This window comes from Amycolatopsis viridis (assembly GCF_011758765.1).
In the GTDB taxonomy this organism is placed as follows: domain Bacteria; phylum Actinomycetota; class Actinomycetes; order Mycobacteriales; family Pseudonocardiaceae; genus Amycolatopsis_E; species Amycolatopsis_E viridis.
In genome coordinates, this window is sequence record NZ_JAANOU010000001.1 from 3033422 (window position 1) to 3049220 (window position 15799).

General features: G+C 72.6%; 17 protein-coding genes and 1 pseudogene. 4 read left to right on the plus strand and 14 right to left on the minus strand.

Going from position 1 to position 15799, the window contains the following annotated elements; all coding sequences use genetic code 11:
• Window positions 1-10: 10 nt before the first annotated feature.
• The 6 genes from FHX46_RS15040 to FHX46_RS15065 all read right to left on the minus strand — a co-directional run bounded on the left by FHX46_RS15040 (window position 11) and on the right by FHX46_RS15065 (window position 3900).
• A complete protein-coding gene (locus FHX46_RS15040) occupies window positions 11-1024 on the minus strand; it encodes a MerR family transcriptional regulator (RefSeq protein ID WP_167114779.1) in 1014 nt (337 codons plus the stop codon).
• Window positions 1018-1695 (minus strand): HEAT repeat domain-containing protein, encoded by a 678-nt coding sequence (locus tag FHX46_RS15045; RefSeq protein WP_167121481.1) that lies wholly within the window; start codon window positions 1693-1695, stop codon window positions 1018-1020. Before FHX46_RS15045 ends, FHX46_RS15040 begins: the two co-directional genes overlap by 7 nt.
• A gap of 68 nt (window positions 1696-1763) precedes the next feature.
• Window positions 1764-2063: a hypothetical protein gene (locus tag FHX46_RS15050; RefSeq protein ID WP_167114781.1), complete on the minus strand. Its 300-nt coding sequence runs from the start codon at window positions 2061-2063 to the stop codon at window positions 1764-1766.
• Window positions 2056-2277, minus strand: a complete 222-nt coding sequence (locus FHX46_RS15055; RefSeq protein ID WP_167114784.1) for a hypothetical protein — start codon at window positions 2275-2277, stop codon at window positions 2056-2058. The genes FHX46_RS15050 and FHX46_RS15055 overlap by 8 nt, the downstream gene beginning before the upstream one ends.
• 31 nt (window positions 2278-2308) lie before the next feature.
• Window positions 2309-2761 (minus strand): Lrp/AsnC family transcriptional regulator, encoded by a 453-nt coding sequence (locus tag FHX46_RS15060; protein ID WP_167096338.1) that lies wholly within the window; start codon window positions 2759-2761, stop codon window positions 2309-2311.
• Window positions 2758-3900, minus strand: a complete 1143-nt coding sequence (locus FHX46_RS15065; RefSeq protein ID WP_167114787.1) for a M24 family metallopeptidase — start codon at window positions 3898-3900, stop codon at window positions 2758-2760. The genes FHX46_RS15060 and FHX46_RS15065 overlap by 4 nt, the downstream gene beginning before the upstream one ends.
• 53 nt (window positions 3901-3953) lie before the next feature.
• On the opposite strand from FHX46_RS15065, the gene FHX46_RS15070 reads away from it, so the two are divergent.
• On the plus strand, window positions 3954-4889 hold the full coding sequence (locus tag FHX46_RS15070; RefSeq protein ID WP_167114790.1) for a 5'-3' exonuclease: 936 nt from the start codon (window positions 3954-3956) through the stop codon (window positions 4887-4889).
• Here FHX46_RS15070 and FHX46_RS15075 read toward each other — a convergent pair whose 3' ends face one another.
• The 3 genes from FHX46_RS15075 to FHX46_RS15085 are packed head-to-tail and all read right to left on the minus strand — an operon-like array spanning window position 4890 to window position 6624.
• Window positions 4890-5528, minus strand: a complete 639-nt coding sequence (locus tag FHX46_RS15075; RefSeq protein WP_167114792.1) for a GOLPH3/VPS74 family protein — start codon at window positions 5526-5528, stop codon at window positions 4890-4892.
• Window positions 5515-5730, minus strand: a complete 216-nt coding sequence (locus FHX46_RS15080) for a hypothetical protein (RefSeq protein WP_167096342.1) — start codon at window positions 5728-5730, stop codon at window positions 5515-5517. The genes FHX46_RS15075 and FHX46_RS15080 overlap by 14 nt, the downstream gene beginning before the upstream one ends.
• The gene (locus tag FHX46_RS15085; protein WP_313886148.1) at window positions 5731-6624 is read right to left on the minus strand and encodes an SPFH domain-containing protein; all 894 of its coding nucleotides are present in this window, start codon (window positions 6622-6624) and stop codon (window positions 5731-5733) included.
• A gap of 81 nt (window positions 6625-6705) precedes the next feature.
• Here FHX46_RS15085 and FHX46_RS15090 point away from each other — a divergent pair, with 81 nt between their 5' ends.
• The 3 genes and pseudogenes from FHX46_RS15090 to FHX46_RS28845 all read left to right on the plus strand — a co-directional run.
• A complete protein-coding gene (locus FHX46_RS15090; protein WP_167114795.1) occupies window positions 6706-7617 on the plus strand; it encodes an ABC transporter ATP-binding protein in 912 nt (303 codons plus the stop codon).
• Window positions 7614-8822: an ABC transporter permease gene (locus FHX46_RS15095; protein ID WP_167114798.1), complete on the plus strand. Its 1209-nt coding sequence runs from the start codon at window positions 7614-7616 to the stop codon at window positions 8820-8822. The genes FHX46_RS15090 and FHX46_RS15095 overlap by 4 nt, the downstream gene beginning before the upstream one ends.
• A 161-nt stretch (window positions 8823-8983) precedes the next feature.
• Window positions 8984-9196 (plus strand): annotated as a pseudogene (locus tag FHX46_RS28845) (epoxide hydrolase N-terminal domain-containing protein); the annotation flags it as partial.
• Between the two features lie 399 nt (window positions 9197-9595).
• Here FHX46_RS28845 and FHX46_RS15105 read toward each other — a convergent pair.
• The 5 genes from FHX46_RS15105 to FHX46_RS15125 form a co-directional block, all read right to left on the minus strand.
• Entirely contained in the window at window positions 9596-10795 is a 1200-nt protein-coding gene (locus FHX46_RS15105; RefSeq protein WP_167114801.1) for a GNAT family N-acetyltransferase, read from the minus strand.
• Entirely contained in the window at window positions 10792-11157 is a 366-nt protein-coding gene (locus tag FHX46_RS15110; RefSeq protein WP_167114804.1) for a DUF4333 domain-containing protein, read from the minus strand. The genes FHX46_RS15105 and FHX46_RS15110 overlap by 4 nt, the downstream gene beginning before the upstream one ends.
• A 24-nt stretch (window positions 11158-11181) precedes the next feature.
• Window positions 11182-12381, minus strand: a complete 1200-nt coding sequence (locus FHX46_RS15115) for a GNAT family N-acetyltransferase (protein WP_167114807.1) — start codon at window positions 12379-12381, stop codon at window positions 11182-11184.
• A gap of 40 nt (window positions 12382-12421) precedes the next feature.
• Window positions 12422-12943 (minus strand): DUF4333 domain-containing protein, encoded by a 522-nt coding sequence (locus tag FHX46_RS15120; RefSeq protein WP_167114810.1) that lies wholly within the window; start codon window positions 12941-12943, stop codon window positions 12422-12424.
• Window positions 12944-13008: 65 nt separating this feature from the next.
• A complete protein-coding gene (locus tag FHX46_RS15125) occupies window positions 13009-15759 on the minus strand; it encodes a DEAD/DEAH box helicase (protein WP_167114814.1) in 2751 nt (916 codons plus the stop codon).
• Window positions 15760-15799: the final 40 nt, after the last annotated feature.

The following is a 15799-nucleotide window of genomic DNA, read 5'->3' on the forward strand; positions in this document are numbered from 1 at the left end:
CCACCCGGGGTCAGTCCGCAGATCCCCGCTCGAGCACGTCCACGAGAGCCGAGGCGACCAGGGCGACCGACCGATCGCCGTCGCCGGCCAGACGGCGCAGCGCGCCCTGGGCGATGGTCCGCGGCATCTCCGCCAGTGCCTGGGCCACGCGTATCCGCACGGCGGCGTCCGTGGGATGCGCGTCCAGCTCGCCGGTCAGCGCGGTCATGATCCGGTCCGCGCACCCGGAATCCCTGGCCAGCGCGCCCAGGACCTCGGACGCCTCGACGTCGCTCGTGCCCGCGACCACCATGCCGACGAGCGCCGGCACGGCCGCGGTCACGCCCCGCGCCCCCAAGGCGAGAGCGGCGTACTTGCGCACCGTCACATCCGGATCCGCGAGCGCGTCCGTGAGCACCGCGGCACCCTCCTCACCGGGCGTCTCCGCGATCGCCAGGACCGCGCGGCGACGGACCTCGACGTCCGCCGCACGCGCACCGGCGGCCAGGCGCGCGACGACGTCGCCGCCCGCCCGCGCCAGGGCCCAGCGCAGGGCGCCGGCGACGTTCAGATCGGATTCGGCGAGGACCGCCTCGGCCAGCACCTCGGCGGGAACCGGCATGTCCTCGGCCGGCGCCAGGACGGTCTGCTGACGTCGCGCGCCACTGGCCGAGGTGAGCCCATGCAGCAGCTCGACGATACGCAGGACCTCCGGCCAGCTCGCAGGCGCCGAGGCGTCGACCGCGCGGAGCCGTTCGAGGAGCTCCTGCTCCCGCTCCAGCCGCTCTTCGGTCCGCCGGATCAGGTCGGCGACCAGTGCGGACGGCGCGAAGGCCGGATCATCCAGCACACGCCCGATCTCCCGCAGGGACAACCCCAGCGACCGGAGGCTCTCCACGTGGAAGATCCGCCGGATGTCCGCGGCGGAGTACTCGCGGTAGCCGCCCACGGTGCGACCGGTGGGGCGCACCAGCCCGAGAGTGTCGTAATGCCGCAGCATCCGCGTGCTCACCCCCGAGCGGCGCGCCACCTCGCCGATCAGCACGCTGCTTCCCCGGCCCGTTCCGGTCCGAGCGCGACGACCCGTTTCGCCTCCTCCAGAGCCGGCTCGAAACCGGCGTCCGGGTCCCGCAGGAGCCGCTCTGTCGCGTGGGCGTGCACACGCACCGTCTCATCGGCACTCGCCCGTGCCGCCCGCAGCACCGGCTCGATCACGTCCCCGAGCGCGACGAGCGCGCGGCTCAGGCTCGCCTGCACGGTCCGGTCACCGCGACCGAGCTGGGCCGCCAGATCCGCGGCGAGCCCGCTTTCCTGCCCCGCGGGCACGAGGACGACGGCAGCGCGCCACGCGCTGCGCGCCACCTCGTCGTCGGCGTCACCCAGCAACGCGCGGGTCAGCGCCGGCCACGCGCTCTGGTCCCCGATCTTGGACAGGGTGTGCAACGCCTGACTCCGCGCCTGCGCGCGCTGCGACCCGAGCTCGGCCAGCAGCCCCGGGACCGTGATCTCCCGTGGGTGCCGGGTGAGCGCCCAGGTGAGCATGTCGCGGACGAACAAGTCCGGCTCGACCGCGCAGCGCGCCACGAGCGGCTCGACGAGAGCGGCGTCCGGATGCGTGCCCGCCGCCAGTGCGGCCTGCAGCCGCGTCGAGGAGTCCGCGGCGGCCAGCGCGTCGAGCAGGCCCGGGATCGGTGGGTTCCTGGATGCCGCGTTCATGACGATCACCTCCACCACCCAGTGCACTCCTTGTCACGGTGTCAAGGTCAAGGGCGCGGGGGCTTCGTTCACAGATCGAGCGCGGCGCGGAGCGCGATGTCCACCTGTTCCTGCGTCTGCTGGTCGATCTCGGCGATGCGTTCGACGAGCCAGCCGCGGTAGAGGCGGGTCAGGAACAGCGTGGAGATCCAGAACCGGCTGTCCAGGGCGACGCCGAGGATGTCCTGCGGATCGTCCTCGAGCAGCTCGGTGCCGATGAGCCAGGGGCGTTCCGATTCGTTCACCCCGTCGGAGGACAGCAGCAGCACGGTCCGTTCCCGCGCGGGCTGGGTGGGCGGCTTGTACGCCCAGATCTCGCCCTTACGCACCCAGGTCCCGTTCCGCCGCGGTCAGCTCCGCCTCGTCCGCCGCCGCGAGTGCCTCCGCGTCGTGCGGCCGCGCGCGGTAGCCGGTGCGGACCGCCTCCCGCCGTGCGGCGCGGGACAACCACGCCGACAGCGAGATGCCGTGCGCCTTGGCCGCGCGCTCGGCATATTCGATGGCCGCCGTGTCCAGCGAGAGCGTCACCTTACGTGTTGCCATACCTTTTATCGTACTCCTCGCCCGGCCGTTGTCACACCGTCGGCGGACGGCCTTCGAACGGGGTCGACAGCACCACCGTCGTGCGCGTCGACACCTTCGCCGCCTCCCGGATCCGGCGCAGCAGGTCCTCCAGGTCCCGCGGCGAGGCGACCCGCACCAGCAGGATGTAGGACTCGTCGCCGGCCACCGAGTAGCACGACTCGATCTCCCGGATGTGCTCGATCCGCTGCGGGTAGTCGTCCGGCGCCGCGGGATCGTTGGGCGTCAACGAGATCAGCGCGGTCAGCGGCAGGCCGATCTGCTCGCTGTCCAGCCGCGCCACGTACCCCTGGATCACGCCGCGCTGCTCCAGCCGCCGCACACGCTGGTGCACCGCCGACACCGACAACCCCACCCGCTCGGCCAGGTCGGTGAAGGAACAGCGGCCGTCGACCGCCAGCTCCCGCGCGATCGCCTGGTCCAGCTGCTCCAGCGGGCCGCTCACGAGTCGAGCACGACGAGCTCGTGCGGGCGCTGGTTGAGTGCGTCGACCCCGTCCGCGGTGACCACCACGATGTCCTCGATCCGCGCACCCCACCGTCCCGGCTGGTAGATGCCCGGCTCGACGCTGAACGCCATGCCCGGCTCCAGCACCAGATCGTTGCCCTCGACGATGTAGGGCTCCTCGTGCACGTCCAGGCCGATGCCGTGCCCGGTGCGGTGGATGAAGAACTCCCCGTACCCGGCGTCGGCGATGATCTCCCGCGCGGCCGCGTCGATCGACTGGGCGGTGACCCCGGGCCGCACGGCCTCGACCGCGGCCCGCTGGGCGCGCTCGAGCACCGCGTACGTCCGCGCCACGTCGGCGTCCCGCGGCTCGCCGACCGCGTAGGTGCGGGTGGAGTCGGAGTTGTAGCCCTCCGGGAGCGGGCCGCCGATGTCCACCACGACCACGTCGCCGCGCTCGATGACCCGGTCGGACACGTCGTGGTGGGGGCTGGCGCCGTTCGGGCCGGAGCCGACGATGACGAAGTCGGCGTGCAGATGCCCCTCGGCCACGATGGCGTCGGCGATGTCGGCGCCCACCTCCGCCTCGGTGCGGCCGGCGCGAAGCCACTCCCCGACCCGCGCGTGCACCCGGTCGATCGCGGCACCGGCGCGGCGCAGCGCGTCGATCTCGGCGGTGTCCTTGCGCATCCGCAGTTCGCGGAGCACCGGCCCGGCCAGGGTCTGCTCGGCCGAGCCGAGCGCGGCGCGGAAGGCCAGCACGTGCAGCGCGATCAGCCCGTCGCTGACCGCCACCCGGCCCGGCTTGCCCAGCCGGTCGGCCACCATCCGGTACGGGTCCTCCCCGTCGACCCAGGTGACCACCTCGACACCGAGCGCGTCGGTGGGCACCGCCGTATAGCCGGGCGCCTCCAGTTTCGGCACCACGAGGGCCGGGGTGCCCTCGGCGGGCACCACGAGGGTCGTCAGCCGCTCGAAGGAACCACCGGCCGCACCGATCAGGTACCGCAAGTCCGAGCCCGGTGCGACGAGCAGGGCGTCGGTGCCGGCGGCCGCGGCGGCGGCGCGGGCGCGCTCCAGGCGGGCGCGCAGGGTGTCCGGGGCGAGGGCGGGGATCTCGGGTGAACGGGAGGACATGGCACGCAGCGTAGCTGGCCCGCGCCCGGAACGCGTCTGGCAGGCTGTGGTCCGTGACACTTGCCCTGCTGGACTCCGCGAGCCTGTACTTCCGCTCGTTCTACGCGCTTCCCGAGTCGATGACCGCACCGGACGGCACGCCGGTCAACGCGGTACGCGGGTTCACCGACACCCTGGCCCGCATCGTCACCGACCGGCGTCCCCGCCGGCTCGTCGCGTGCCTGGACGCGGACTGGCGCCCGAAGTTCCGCACCGATCTGCTGCCCAGCTACAAGGCGCACCGGGTGGCCGACGCCGGAGCGAACGCCGAGGAGGTCCCGGACACCCTCACCCCGCAGGTGCCGATCATCCTGGAGCTGCTGGAGGCGTTCGGGTTCGCCACCGCGGAGGCGCCGGGGTACGAGGCCGACGACGTGATCGGTGCGCTGACCGCGCGGGAGGAACACGACCCGGTCGAGGTGATCACCGGGGACCGGGACCTGTTCCAGCTGGTGCGCACCGAGCCGACGCCCGCCTCGGTGGTCTACGTGGGCAAGGGCTGGGCGAAGGCCGAGGTGCTGGGACCGGCCGAAATCGCCGGGCGCTACGACGTGCCGGTCGCCAACGCCGGCCCGGCCTACGCCGAGATGGCGGTGCTGCGCGGCGATCCGTCGGACGGGCTGCCCGGGGTGGCCGGGATCGGCGAGAAGACCGCGGCGAAGCTGATCACCCGGTTCGGGTCGCTGGAGGGCCTGCTCACCGCGGCCGCGCAGGGCGACAAGGACGTGCCGCCGAAGACCCGGGCCAGGCTCGCCGAGGCGCAGGAGTACCTGCGGGTCGCGCCGACCGTCGTGAAAGTGGCCGTCGACGCGCCGGTGTCGGTGTCCGGGCCGGACGAGGTGCCCGCCGCCCCGGCCGATCCCGATCGGGTCCTGCAGCTGGCCGAACGGTGGAACCTGGGCAGTTCGGCCACCCGGCTGGTCAAGGCGCTCACCGCCGCGGCCCGCTGATCACCCGCCGGAGGCAACGGCTGCGCGCTGCGTCTGGATGGCCTTGCGCAGCGCCGTCACCACCGGCTCCACCGGGCGGCTCAGGTCGGCCAGCCGCGCCCGGTACTGGCGCCGTTCGCTCCGGCTGAGCACCGTGCGCAGCTCGGCGGTGCCCGCCAGTGCGCACAACGCACCCAGCCGCGCGTCGATCCGGGACGCGGGTGCCCCGCCGCGGATGACCCGCCGGACCTCCGCCGCCAGCCGGTTGACCTCCTGTGGCCGGCGCAGCGTGATCCGGTGCGCGGGGAACAGCCCGAGCACGCGGTGCGGCTCCACCCTGATGACCCGGTTGCCGGCGAGCTGGTCGCGCACTGCGGGCACCATGCGGCCGGCGCGGCGGGACACCCAGCGCCGCCACGACCGCGGCGACGCGGCGGTGATCTCCGTCAGAACGAGGTCGAGCACCGGGTCCAGCCGGGCGGCGGGGATAGCCGGGGCCGCCTTGCCGTGGTCGTCGGTGAGATGCCCGGCCAGCACCAGGTCGGCCAGTGCCGCGGCCCGCAGGGCGTAGCCCAGTTCGGACCGCGACACCAGGCGGTTCTTGTCCTTGTCGTAGGCCAGCAGGAAGAGCTGCGCGGCCAGGGAGTCAGGTCGGTGCATCGTCGTCCTCTTTCCGGGGGCGTCCCCGCGGGCGCATCCGGCCCACCTCACGGGGCAGCCGGCCGGCGTCGGCGAGTGCCTTGCGCAGCAGGAACTCGATTTGCGCGTTGGTGCTGCGCAGCTCGTCCCCGGCCCAGCGCGCCAGCGCGTCGTGCACGGCCGGGTCGAGCCGCAGCAGGATCTTCTTCCGGTCGGCCGGCATCTACTGGTACAGCGTCCCGGTGTTGACCACCGGCTGCGCGTCGCGGTCACCGACGAGGACGACGAGGAGGTTGCTCACCATCGTCGCCTTGCGTTCCTCGTCCAGGTCGACGACCTCGTGCTCGGCCAGCCGGTCCAGTGCCATCTCCACCATCCCGACCGCGCCTTCCACGATGCGCTGGCGCGCGGCGACCACGGCCCCGGCCTGCTGGCGCCGCAGCATCGCCTGCGCGATCTCCGGGGCGTAGGCCAGGTGCGTGATCCGCGATTCGATGATCTTCACCCCGGCGGACGCGACACGGGCCGCGATCTCCGCGGACAGCTTCCCGGTGATCTCGTCCGCGTTGTCCCGCAACGACATCCGGTGGTCGTCCGGGGTGTCGTAGGGGTAGGCGTTGGCGATGTGCCGGACCGCGGTCTCGCTCTGGATGGCGACGAACTCCACGAAATCGTCCACTTCGAACACCGCCTGGGCGGTGTCGGCGACCTGCCACACGACCACGGCAGCGATCTCGATCGGGTTGCCGTCGGCCTCGTTGACCTTGGCGACACCCGTCTCGTGATTGCGGATGCGGGTGGAGATCTTGCGCCGCTGGGTGAACGGGTTGACCCACTGCAGCCCGGCGGTGCGCAGCGTGCCGACGTAACGGCCGAGCAACTGCACCACACGCGCCTCTCCCGGCGCCACCGGCGTCAGACCGCAGAGCAGGATCACACCGGCGACCCCGGCGACGACCCCGCCGATCGTCATGCCCACTGCCTTGCCGCTGGTGACGAGCAGGATCACGCCGGCAACCAGCAAGACCATCGCCAGCCCCAGCATCGCGAATCCGTTGAGCGCGTTCGCCGGGCGCTCGCGCGTGCTCGGCGCCGGCATGTCCACGACAGTTTCCACGTGGTTCCCCTCGATTCCCTTGTTCCGATGGCCTTAGTGTAGCATTGTGATATCACATTTTCTACGAGTGGAGGGGGCGAAGTGGCGGACAGGCAACTGGAGATCGACGGCTTGACCAAGCGGTACGGCGCGAGAACGGCGTTGTCAGACATGACCTTCGAGGTCCGCGCGGGCGAGCTGTTCGGGTTCGTGGGCAGCAACGGCGCGGGCAAGACCACGACGATGCGGATCGTGCTGGGGGTCCTCGCGGCCGATGCGGGTCAGGTGCGCTGGGACGGCGCGCCGGTGACGTTGCAGACGCGCAACCACATCGGGTACATGCCCGAGGAGCGCGGCCTCTACCCGAAGATGAAGGTCGGCGAGCAGCTGGTCTACCTGGCCCGGCTGCACGGCATGTCGGCCGCCGCGGCCCGCCGGTCGGTGGAGACGTGGACCGAGCGGCTCGGCGTGGCGGCCCGCCGCGACGACGAGGTGCAGAAGCTGAGCCTGGGCAACCAGCAACGCGTGCAGCTCGCCGCCGCACTGGTGCACGACCCGGCGATCCTGGTGCTCGACGAACCGTTCTCCGGGCTCGACCCGGTCGCGGTCGACGTGATGAGCCAGGTGCTGCGGGAGAAGGCCGCCGAGGGTGTGCCGGTGGTGTTCTCGAGTCACCAGCTGGACCTGGTCGAGCGGTTGTGCGACCGGATCGGCATCGTGCGCGACGGGCACATGGTCGCCTGCGGCGCGGTCGAGGAGCTGCAGGCGGGGTCCGCGGTGCGGCTGCTGGTCGATGCGCCGGCGGCGCCGGCGGGCTGGGCGGACGGGCTGGCCGGGGTGACCGTGGTGCGACAGGCCGGAAGCCGCACCGAACTGGAACTCGGCGAAGGCGCCGACGATCAAACCGTGCTCCGCGCGGCGCTGGCGACCGGGCCGGTGCACGAATTCGCGCGGCACCGCCCATCGCTGACCGAGTTGTTCCGGCACGTCGTGACTGAGGAGGTGGCGGCATGACCGCACCGGGCAGGGACCAGAGCAGCTGGGCCGGGGTTTCGCTGATCGCCTCGCGCGAGATCGGCATCCGGTTGCGGTCCAAGGCCTACCGGCTGAGCACGCTCGCACTGCTGATCGTGATCATCGGGTTCACCGTCGTGATGAAGCTGATCGGCGGGAACGGCGCCGACAGCACGATCGGGGTCACCGGCGCGACCTCGGCGCTGACCGCGCCCATGCAGGCCGCCGCTGCCGCGGTCGGCGAGACGGTCGAGATGAAGACCGTGCCCGACGAGGCCACCGGCGAGGCGCAGCTGCGCGACGGCGACCTGGACGTGCTGCTGGTCGGCGACGGCACCCGCGTGCAGGCCGTGGTGAAGAAGGACCTGGACGACAAGGCACGCACGGCGCTGGAGCTGCTCGCGAGCCGTCTCGCACTGGACCAGCAGATCGCCGGCCTGGGCGGGGACCCGGTGCAGGTCAACGCCGCGGTCGCGCACGCGGGCGTGGAGGTGCGGCCGCTGGAGCAGCCCTACCCCTACAACTCGCAGCAGCTGGTGCTGGGGATCGTCGCCGGCGTGCTGATCTACCTGTCGCTGATGCTCAACGGGCAGTCGGTGGCGCAGGGTGTGGTCGAGGAGAAGACCAGCCGGGTGGTCGAGCTGCTGCTGGCCACGGTGCGGCCGTGGCAGCTGATGACCGGCAAGGTGCTGGGCATCGGCGCGGTCGGGCTGATCCAGATGCTGGCGATCGGTGTGGTGGGCATCGTCGCGGGGCTCGCGACCGGGGTGCTGACGATCTCGGTGTCCGCTGCCGCGGGCACGGTAGTGTGGCTGATCGTGTGGTACCTGCTCGGGTTCCTGATGTACTCCATCGTGTTCGCCGGGCTCGGTGCCCTGGTGTCGCGGCAGGAGGACGTCGGCGGGGCGATCACCCCGGCGCTGTTCTTCGTCATCGCCGGATACGTCGTGGGAATCTCCGTGCTGCCGACCGACCCGGGCAGCAGGCTGGTGGCGATCCTGTCGGTGATCCCGGTGTTCGCGCCGACGCTGATGCCCATGCGGCTGGCGATGGGCGGGGTGGCGCCGTGGGAGGCGATTCTGTCCGTCGGGCTGGTGGTGGCGCTGATCCCGGCGCTGGTGTGGCTGTCGGCGCGGATCTACCGCAACGCCGTGCTGCGCACCGGGGCGAAGGTGCGCATCCGGGAAGCGCTGCGCGCGGCCTGAGGCCGCAAGAACGGAGAAGACCGGCGGGCCGGGGACGGCTAGGGTCGGAGCTCAGCCGGCCCCGCCTGGGGGCGGGGCCGGCTGTCCGGGCCCGGCGCGAAGCGGGCCAGGGTGCTTCGGAGCGCGTCGGCGAACGCTTCGGGCTGGAACGTGAAGCCGAGGTGGTTCCCCGGTACTACGGCGTCCCGGACAGCTCTCTGCGTGAGCTGGTCGCCTACTGGCGGGACGGCTACGACTGGCGCAAGGCCGAGGCCGCCATCCACGCCTACGAGCACCACCAGGTGACCGCCGACGGCGTCCCGATGCGCTTCATGCGTAAGCCGGGCGGCGGACCACGGCCCATCTCGTTGATCCTCACCCATGGCTGGCCGTGGACCTTCTGGCACTGGTTGATCGACCCGCCCGCCGACCCGGCCGCCTCCGGCGGTGACCCCGCGGACGCGTTCGACGTCATCGTGCCGTCCCTGCCCGGCTTCGGTTTCCCGGACGTCAACTTCTGGAAGGTCGCAGATCTCTGGCACACCCTGATGACCGAAACTCTGGGCTACCAGAAGTACGCCGCCGGGGGCTGCGACATAGTGGTTCGATCACGTCAACGTCACCGCGCACGACCACGGCGGCCACTTCATCCCGCGGGAGAACCCGGACGCCTGGGTGAACGACCTGCGCCGCACCTTCCACGGCCGCCGGCCCTGACACTCTGCAGACCTGGACGACGCGGGCCGTGGGTTCGACGACGTCCAGCCGTCCTGACCGCCGGGGGCGCGGAGGTGTCAGAATCCGGTGCCGCACCAGGGCGGAACCGCCGTGACGAACAGCGTGTCGGCGTGGGGCAGCGCAGCCGGGTCGGCCACGTCGATGCGCCCGATCGCGGCGAGCGTGCTGGGCCGGGCGTCGCCGAGGTAGAGCATCGCCAGGGTCTCCGGGGTCACCCGCAGGTCCGCCGCGGCCGTGGTGCTCCGCGTCCCCGTGGGCGAAAGGCGGTAGCGGCCGGTGTTGCCGGGCAGTTGCGGGTCGGTCACCTCGATCACGACCGGCTCCCCCGGTCCCCAGCTCCGGGCGGCGAGCGCGGCGGGCACGTCGACCAGCCGGAGCCACGTGTCGTCGTCCACACCGGTGACCGCGCAGGCGCGCGGGTCGGTGAGCATCGCACCGGCCGGCTCGTCCAACGGCCGCCCCGGCGCATGGACTTCGGAGACGAGGTCCACCCGCAGCAGGAACCGCCAGAGCCCGGCGGCCGCGGCGGTGTTCGTGGCGTGCAGGTCCTGCACGACGAGCGCGGCGCCGCGATTGGGGTGGTCGAACGTGCGCCGGGCCTCGGTGCGGTAGAGCACGAAACCGTCGTCGCCGCGCGGTCCGGTGTGGACGGCGACCTGGTGTTCGCCGATCAGTCGCTCGCGCGCGTGGGCCCACCACACCTCGGGCCGCTCGATCATGCCGGGCCGGGTCAAGCCCATTTCCGCGTACAGCCCGGGCAGCAGTTCGCGTGCCTCCGCCGTGGTGAGCAAGCGGACGGTCCCGCCGGCGGGCGCATCGTCGCGGAAGGCGGTCGGCGTGATGCGCACGGTCTTGCCGCGGGTGGCGGCGCCGTAACCGAAGCGGCCGTAGATGGTCGCCTCGCTGGCGTGCAGGGTGGCCAGCACGTCACCACGGCGGCCGCAGTCCGCCAGCTGGGCGGCCATCAACGCGGTCAGGACACCGCGTCGCGTGTGATCGGCCCGCACCGCGACCCCGTCCACAGCCGCGGCGGGAAGCGTTTTCCCGCCGGGCACGGCGAGACGGGCGGCGAAGGAGCCCGCGACACCCACCACCTGCTCACCGGTGAACGCGCCGAACCGGCGCTCGGCCGGGAAGGACGCTGCCCGGCGCCGCCACAACTCGTCGGTGACGGTGACGTGCAAGGCGCGGCCGAGCACCTCGAACGCCGCCCGTTCCTCCCCCGCCGCCAGGGCCCGGATCTCGTAGCCGGTCATGGCTTCGGCTGGGAGACCTCGTAGCCGCCGGCCGCGTCACGCACGGTGATCGTCACCTTCTCCTCCCTCCCGGCGATGTCCACAGTGCACTCGAACGTGCGGCCGGGGACGACGTCCTGGTCTGCCGGGCAGGACACGTCGCCGACTTCGGTGACGAGGTAGGACTCGGTGAGCACGCGCCGCACCCCGTCCTGCACATGGGCGGGGTCGAACACCCGCCGCACCGGGGTCAGCGGCGGCGGGGACGAGGTGACGACCACAGGGGCCGGGGTCGACGGTGCTGGGGCGGGCGGTGCGGGCGGCGCACTGTCGCATCCGGACAGCACGAGGGTGCCGCAGACGAGCACCAGCGTGATCCGCACCGATCACCCCCCGGGACAGGCTTGTCAGAAGTGTGTACCACACCACGCCGGGACCGGCGTGGTGAACAACCGGTCGGCCCGCTCCAGCCCGGACGCGCTCGTCGCCCGGATCCGCCCCGCCCCCGCCAGCAGGGACGGCCGCCACGCGCCGAGGTAGATCATGGCCAGCGCGTCCACGTCCAGCCGCAGATCGGCCGTCTTGTCGGTGCGGTGCACCCCGTCGGGCGAAACCCGGTAGCGCCCGGAGTTGGCCGCCAGCACCGGGTCGGCCACCTCCAGCACGACCGGCTCACCCGTGTACCCGCGCGCACCCAGCGCCGCGGGCACGTCGACCAGCCGCAGCCACAGCTCGTCCCCGCCGCCGGTGTCGCGCACCGCGCGGATATCGGTGAACAGCAGCTCGACCGGCTCGTCCACCGGGCGCTCGTCGGCCCGGATGGTGTCGACGAGGTCCACGCCGAGCAGGTAGCGCCACAGCCCGGTGAACGCCTCGTCGGTGGCGGTCTCCAGGCCGATGACGTCCAACGTGGCCGGCTCGGACCAGTGCTTGCGTTCCACCTTGTAGACGACGTAGCCGTCGGGGCCCTCGCTGCCGTGGTGCACGGCCGTCACGACCGGGCTCGTCGCCTCGCGGGCGTGCCGTTCCCAGCCCGGCCACCAGTACGGTGGCCGGGTCATCATGGCGGGGCGGGGGTGCGGCAGCGCGTCGTACAGCGCCGGCAGCCGCTCCAGGGCGGTGTCCAGCGACCACAGTTCCACCTGGCCGCCGGCGGGCACCTCGGGGCGGAGCACCGCGCGGCGCCGTTGGATCTCGTAGCTGCGGCTGCGCGTAGCCACGCCATAACCGAAGCGGTGGTAGATGACGCCTTCGCTGGCCCACAGCGCGGCGAACGGCAGGCCGCGGGCGGCGATGTCGGTGAGCTGGGTGCGCATGAGCTCGGTGAGAACACCCCGCCGGGTCCGGTCCGGCCGGACCCCGACCCCGGTCACTGCCGCGAGGCCGGCTCGGGCACCACCGGGCAGGGTCATCTCCGCGTCGAAGGAGCGGGCGGTGCCGATGAGTTCGGTGTCGAACGCGCCGAGCGTGCGGCCGGGCTGGAGCATCCGTTCGGTGATCCGCCAGGAGTCGTCCGTGGTGGGGACGACGTGGAGGGTGGACCGGAACAGGTCGGCAGCGGCGCGGTGCTCGTCGGGTCGCAACGTCCGCACGGTGTAGTCGGTCACCCCGCGATCGTCGCGGACCGGGCGGCGGCGCGCCAGCCAATTACCGGGGGTAGGCGACCTCGTAGTCGGCGGCGGTGTTCTTGATGGTGATCTGCACGGTCTTGCCCTGGCCGTTGATCACCGCCGCACAGGTGAACGTGGCGCCCGCGGTCACCTTCTGGCCGGCCGGGCACTGCACGTCGCTGACACCGGTGAGCTGGTAGTTGCCGGTCAGGACCTGCTTGACACCGTCCTGCACGGCGGTCTGGCTGAGCTCGGTGCTCTTGAGGAAACCGGGCGCGACGAACGCGGTGACGCAGAACGCGGCGACCACGACGACCAGCGCGCCGAGCCCGACGGCCAGGCCCTTACCGCGCTTCTTCGGCGGCTGCTGCGGCTGACCGTAGGCGCCCGGGTGCTGCGGCTGCCCCGGGTACTGCTGGCCGTACTGCGGCTGACCGTATCCGGGCTGCTGGCCGTACTGCGGCTGCTGCGCGTACTGGGGTGGGTGACCGGGGTGCTGCCCGTACCCGGGCTGCTGGTTCCACTGCTGGGGGTCGGTGCCGCCGTAGGGCGTGCTCATGCTCCTGGGCCTCCGCTGTTCGTCCTCGCTCAGCGCGATCCAACCACAACGCTGCGTGCGGCGCGCTACTCGGCACCGGCCGCCACGACCCCGCGTCGCAGCGCCTTGACCGCCTGGGCGGCGGCGTCGCCGACCGGGTCGGCCCGCCCGAGCACCGTTTTGATCTGGTCGAGCAGGTCGACCACCTGCCGCGACCAGCGCACGAAGTCCCCGGCGGACAGTTCCTGGCCGTTGGCGTCGGCCGCGGTGAGCACCTTCTCCAGCGATTCGCCCCGCGCCCACCGGTACACCGGCCAGGCGAACCCGGCATCGGGCTCCCGGGTCCGGTCCAGCCGGTGACGGCGCTCGTCCTCGGCGAGGTCGGTCCAGATCTTGGCGGTCTCCTGCCACGCCCGGGGCACGCCGCCCGCGGGCAGGCGCGGCTCACCGGGCGAGTCCCGCCGCGCCTCGAACACCAGCGTCGACACGACCGCCGCCAGCTCGGGCGGGGTCAGCCCCTCCCACACACCGTGCCGGATGCACTCGGCCGCGAGCAGGTCCGACTCACTGTAGAGGCGGGCCAGCCGCTCGCCGTGCTCGGTGACACGGTCCTCGTGCTCGGCGAGGTACCCGCGTTCCGCCAGCAGTGCCCGGATCCGGTCGAAGGCACGAGCCAGGGAGTGAGTGGTCGCGGCGACGCGGCGTTCCAGCTGCTCGGTCTCCGCGGCCAGCCGGTGGTAGCGCTCGACCCAGCGGATGTTGGCCTCCCGCTCGGCCAGTCCGTGGCACGGGTGCGCCCGCAGGGCACGGCGCAACGCGGCCAGCTCACCATCCTCCCCGGCACCGGACCGGCGCTTCTGCCGGCCCGGCAGCGCGATCCCGGAGTCGCGCAGGTGGGAGGCGATGTCGCGGCGCGTCTTCGGCGACCGCAGCTCGACGTGCTTGGGCAGCCTGATCCGGCCGAGCGGTTCCACCGGCGCGGAGAAGTCCGCCAACGACAGCGGGCCGGACCAGCGGTCCTCGGTCACCACGACCGGGCGCGGCTCACGCAGCGGGTCCAGACCCGGGTCGATCACCACCGCGAGCCCGGCGCGCCGGCCGGCCGGCACGGCGATGACGTCACCTTTGCGCAGCTTCTCCAGCGAGGCGGCGGTGTCGGCGCGGCGCGCGGCGGTGTTCTGCCGGGCCAGGGCCTTCTCCCGGTCGGAGACCTTCTTGCGCAGCTGGACGTAGTCGAGCATCGCGTCGAAGTCGCCGGTCACCGCCTCGGCGTAACCCTTGAGCGCCTCGCGGTTCTTCTCGATGCGCCGCGCCAGGCCGACCACCGAGCGGTCGGCCTGGAACTGGGCGAAGGACTGCTCCAGCAGCTCACGGGCCTGCTCGTGGCCGAGCTGGGCGACCAGGTTGATCGCCATGTTGTAGCCGGGCCGGAACGACGACCGCAGCGGGTAGGTCCGGGTCGAGGCCAGGCCGGCGACGGCCTTCGGATCCATGCCCGGCTGCCACACCACCACCGCGTGGCCCTCGACGTCGATCCCGCGGCGCCCCGCCCGGCCGGTCAGCTGGGTGTACTCGCCCGGGGTGAGGTCGACGTGCGCCTCGCCGTTGTACTTGACCAGCCGTTCCAGGACGACGGTGCGCGCGGGCATGTTGATGCCCAGGGCGAGGGTCTCGGTGGCGAACACGACCTTGACCAGCCCGCGCACGAACAGTTCCTCGACGGTCTCCTTGAACGCGGGCAGCAGACCGGCGTGGTGCCCGGCGACACCGTTCTCCAGCGCCTCGCGCCACTCCCAGTAGCCGAGCACGCCCAGGTCGCCCTCGGGCAGGTCCTTGGTGCGCGTGTCGACGATGCGGCGCACCTCGGCAGCCTCTTCCGGGGTGTTCAGCCGCAGCCCCGAGCGGGCCACCTGGCTCACAGCGGCGTCACAACCGGCGCGGGAGAAGATGAACACGATCGCCGGGAGCAAGCCCGCCGCGTCCAGGCGGGTGATCAGGTCCACCCGCGACGGCGGGCGGAACCGCGGGCCGCGCGAGTACTGCCGGCCACCCCGCCCGCGGCGCAGTGCGGCCGGGGCGTGCATGCGCCCGACCTCCTCCACGCGCCGCAGCAGGCCGGGGTTGATGCGCAGTTCACCGCGTGAGCCGTCGTCGGCGAACAGGTCGAGCAGCCGGTTGCCGACCACCATGTGCTGCCACAGCGGCACCGGCCGGTGCTCGTCGACCACCACGGTGGTGTCCCCGCGCACCGTGACCAGCCATTCGCCGAACTCCTCGGCGTTGCTGACCGTCGCGGACAGGCCGACCACGCGCACGTACTCCGGCAGGTGCAGGATGACCTCTTCCCACACCGCGCCTCGGAACCGGTCGGCGAGGTAGTGGATCTCGTCCATCACGACGTAGCCGAGGTCGGTGATGGCCGAGGAGCCCGCGTAGAGCATGTTGCGCAGGACCTCGGTGGTCATCACCACGATCTGCGCGTTGCCGTTGATCGCGGTGTCACCGGTGAGCAGGCCGACCGCGCCGTTGCCGTACCGGGCGACCAGGTCGCCGTACTTCTGGTTGGACAGCGCCTTGATCGGCGTCGTGTAGAAGCACTTGCGCCCCTCGGCGAGGGCGAGGTGCACCGCGAACTCGCCGACCACCGTCTTACCCGCACCGGTGGGCGCGCACACGAGCACGCCGTGGCCGTCCTCCAGCGCGCGGCAGCCGCGGATCTGGAAGTCGTCGAACCCGAAGTCCGCCTCGTCGGCGAACCGGGTCAGCTGGGGGTACTGGGCGCGGCGCCTGGCGGCCTGGTAGGCCTCGGCCGGCGACACGGAAGGGCGAGCAGCCACCCTGCCAGGGTGTCACATGCGGTGTCCGGGCCGCATGCGG

Bases quoted from the DNA above. Each gene is read 5' to 3' on its own strand.
- FHX46_RS15045 (WP_167121481.1), bottom strand. From the start codon at position 1,695: ATGAACGCGGCATCCAGGAACCCACCGATCCCGGGCCTGCTCGACGCG.
- FHX46_RS15055 (WP_167114784.1), bottom strand. From the start codon at position 2,277: ATGGCAACACGTAAGGTGACGCTCTCGCTGGACACGGCGGCCATCGAA.
- FHX46_RS15065 (WP_167114787.1), bottom strand. From the start codon at position 3,900: ATGTCCTCCCGTTCACCCGAGATCCCCGCCCTCGCCCCGGACACCCTG.
- FHX46_RS15075 (WP_167114792.1), bottom strand. From the start codon at position 5,528: ATGCACCGACCTGACTCCCTGGCCGCGCAGCTCTTCCTGCTGGCCTAC.
- FHX46_RS15080 (WP_167096342.1), bottom strand. From the start codon at position 5,730: ATGCCGGCCGACCGGAAGAAGATCCTGCTGCGGCTCGACCCGGCCGTG.
- FHX46_RS15095 (WP_167114798.1), top strand. From the start codon at position 7,614: ATGACCGCACCGGGCAGGGACCAGAGCAGCTGGGCCGGGGTTTCGCTG.
- FHX46_RS15105 (WP_167114801.1), bottom strand. From the start codon at position 10,795: ATGACCGGCTACGAGATCCGGGCCCTGGCGGCGGGGGAGGAACGGGCG.
- FHX46_RS15120 (WP_167114810.1), bottom strand. From the start codon at position 12,943: ATGAGCACGCCCTACGGCGGCACCGACCCCCAGCAGTGGAACCAGCAG.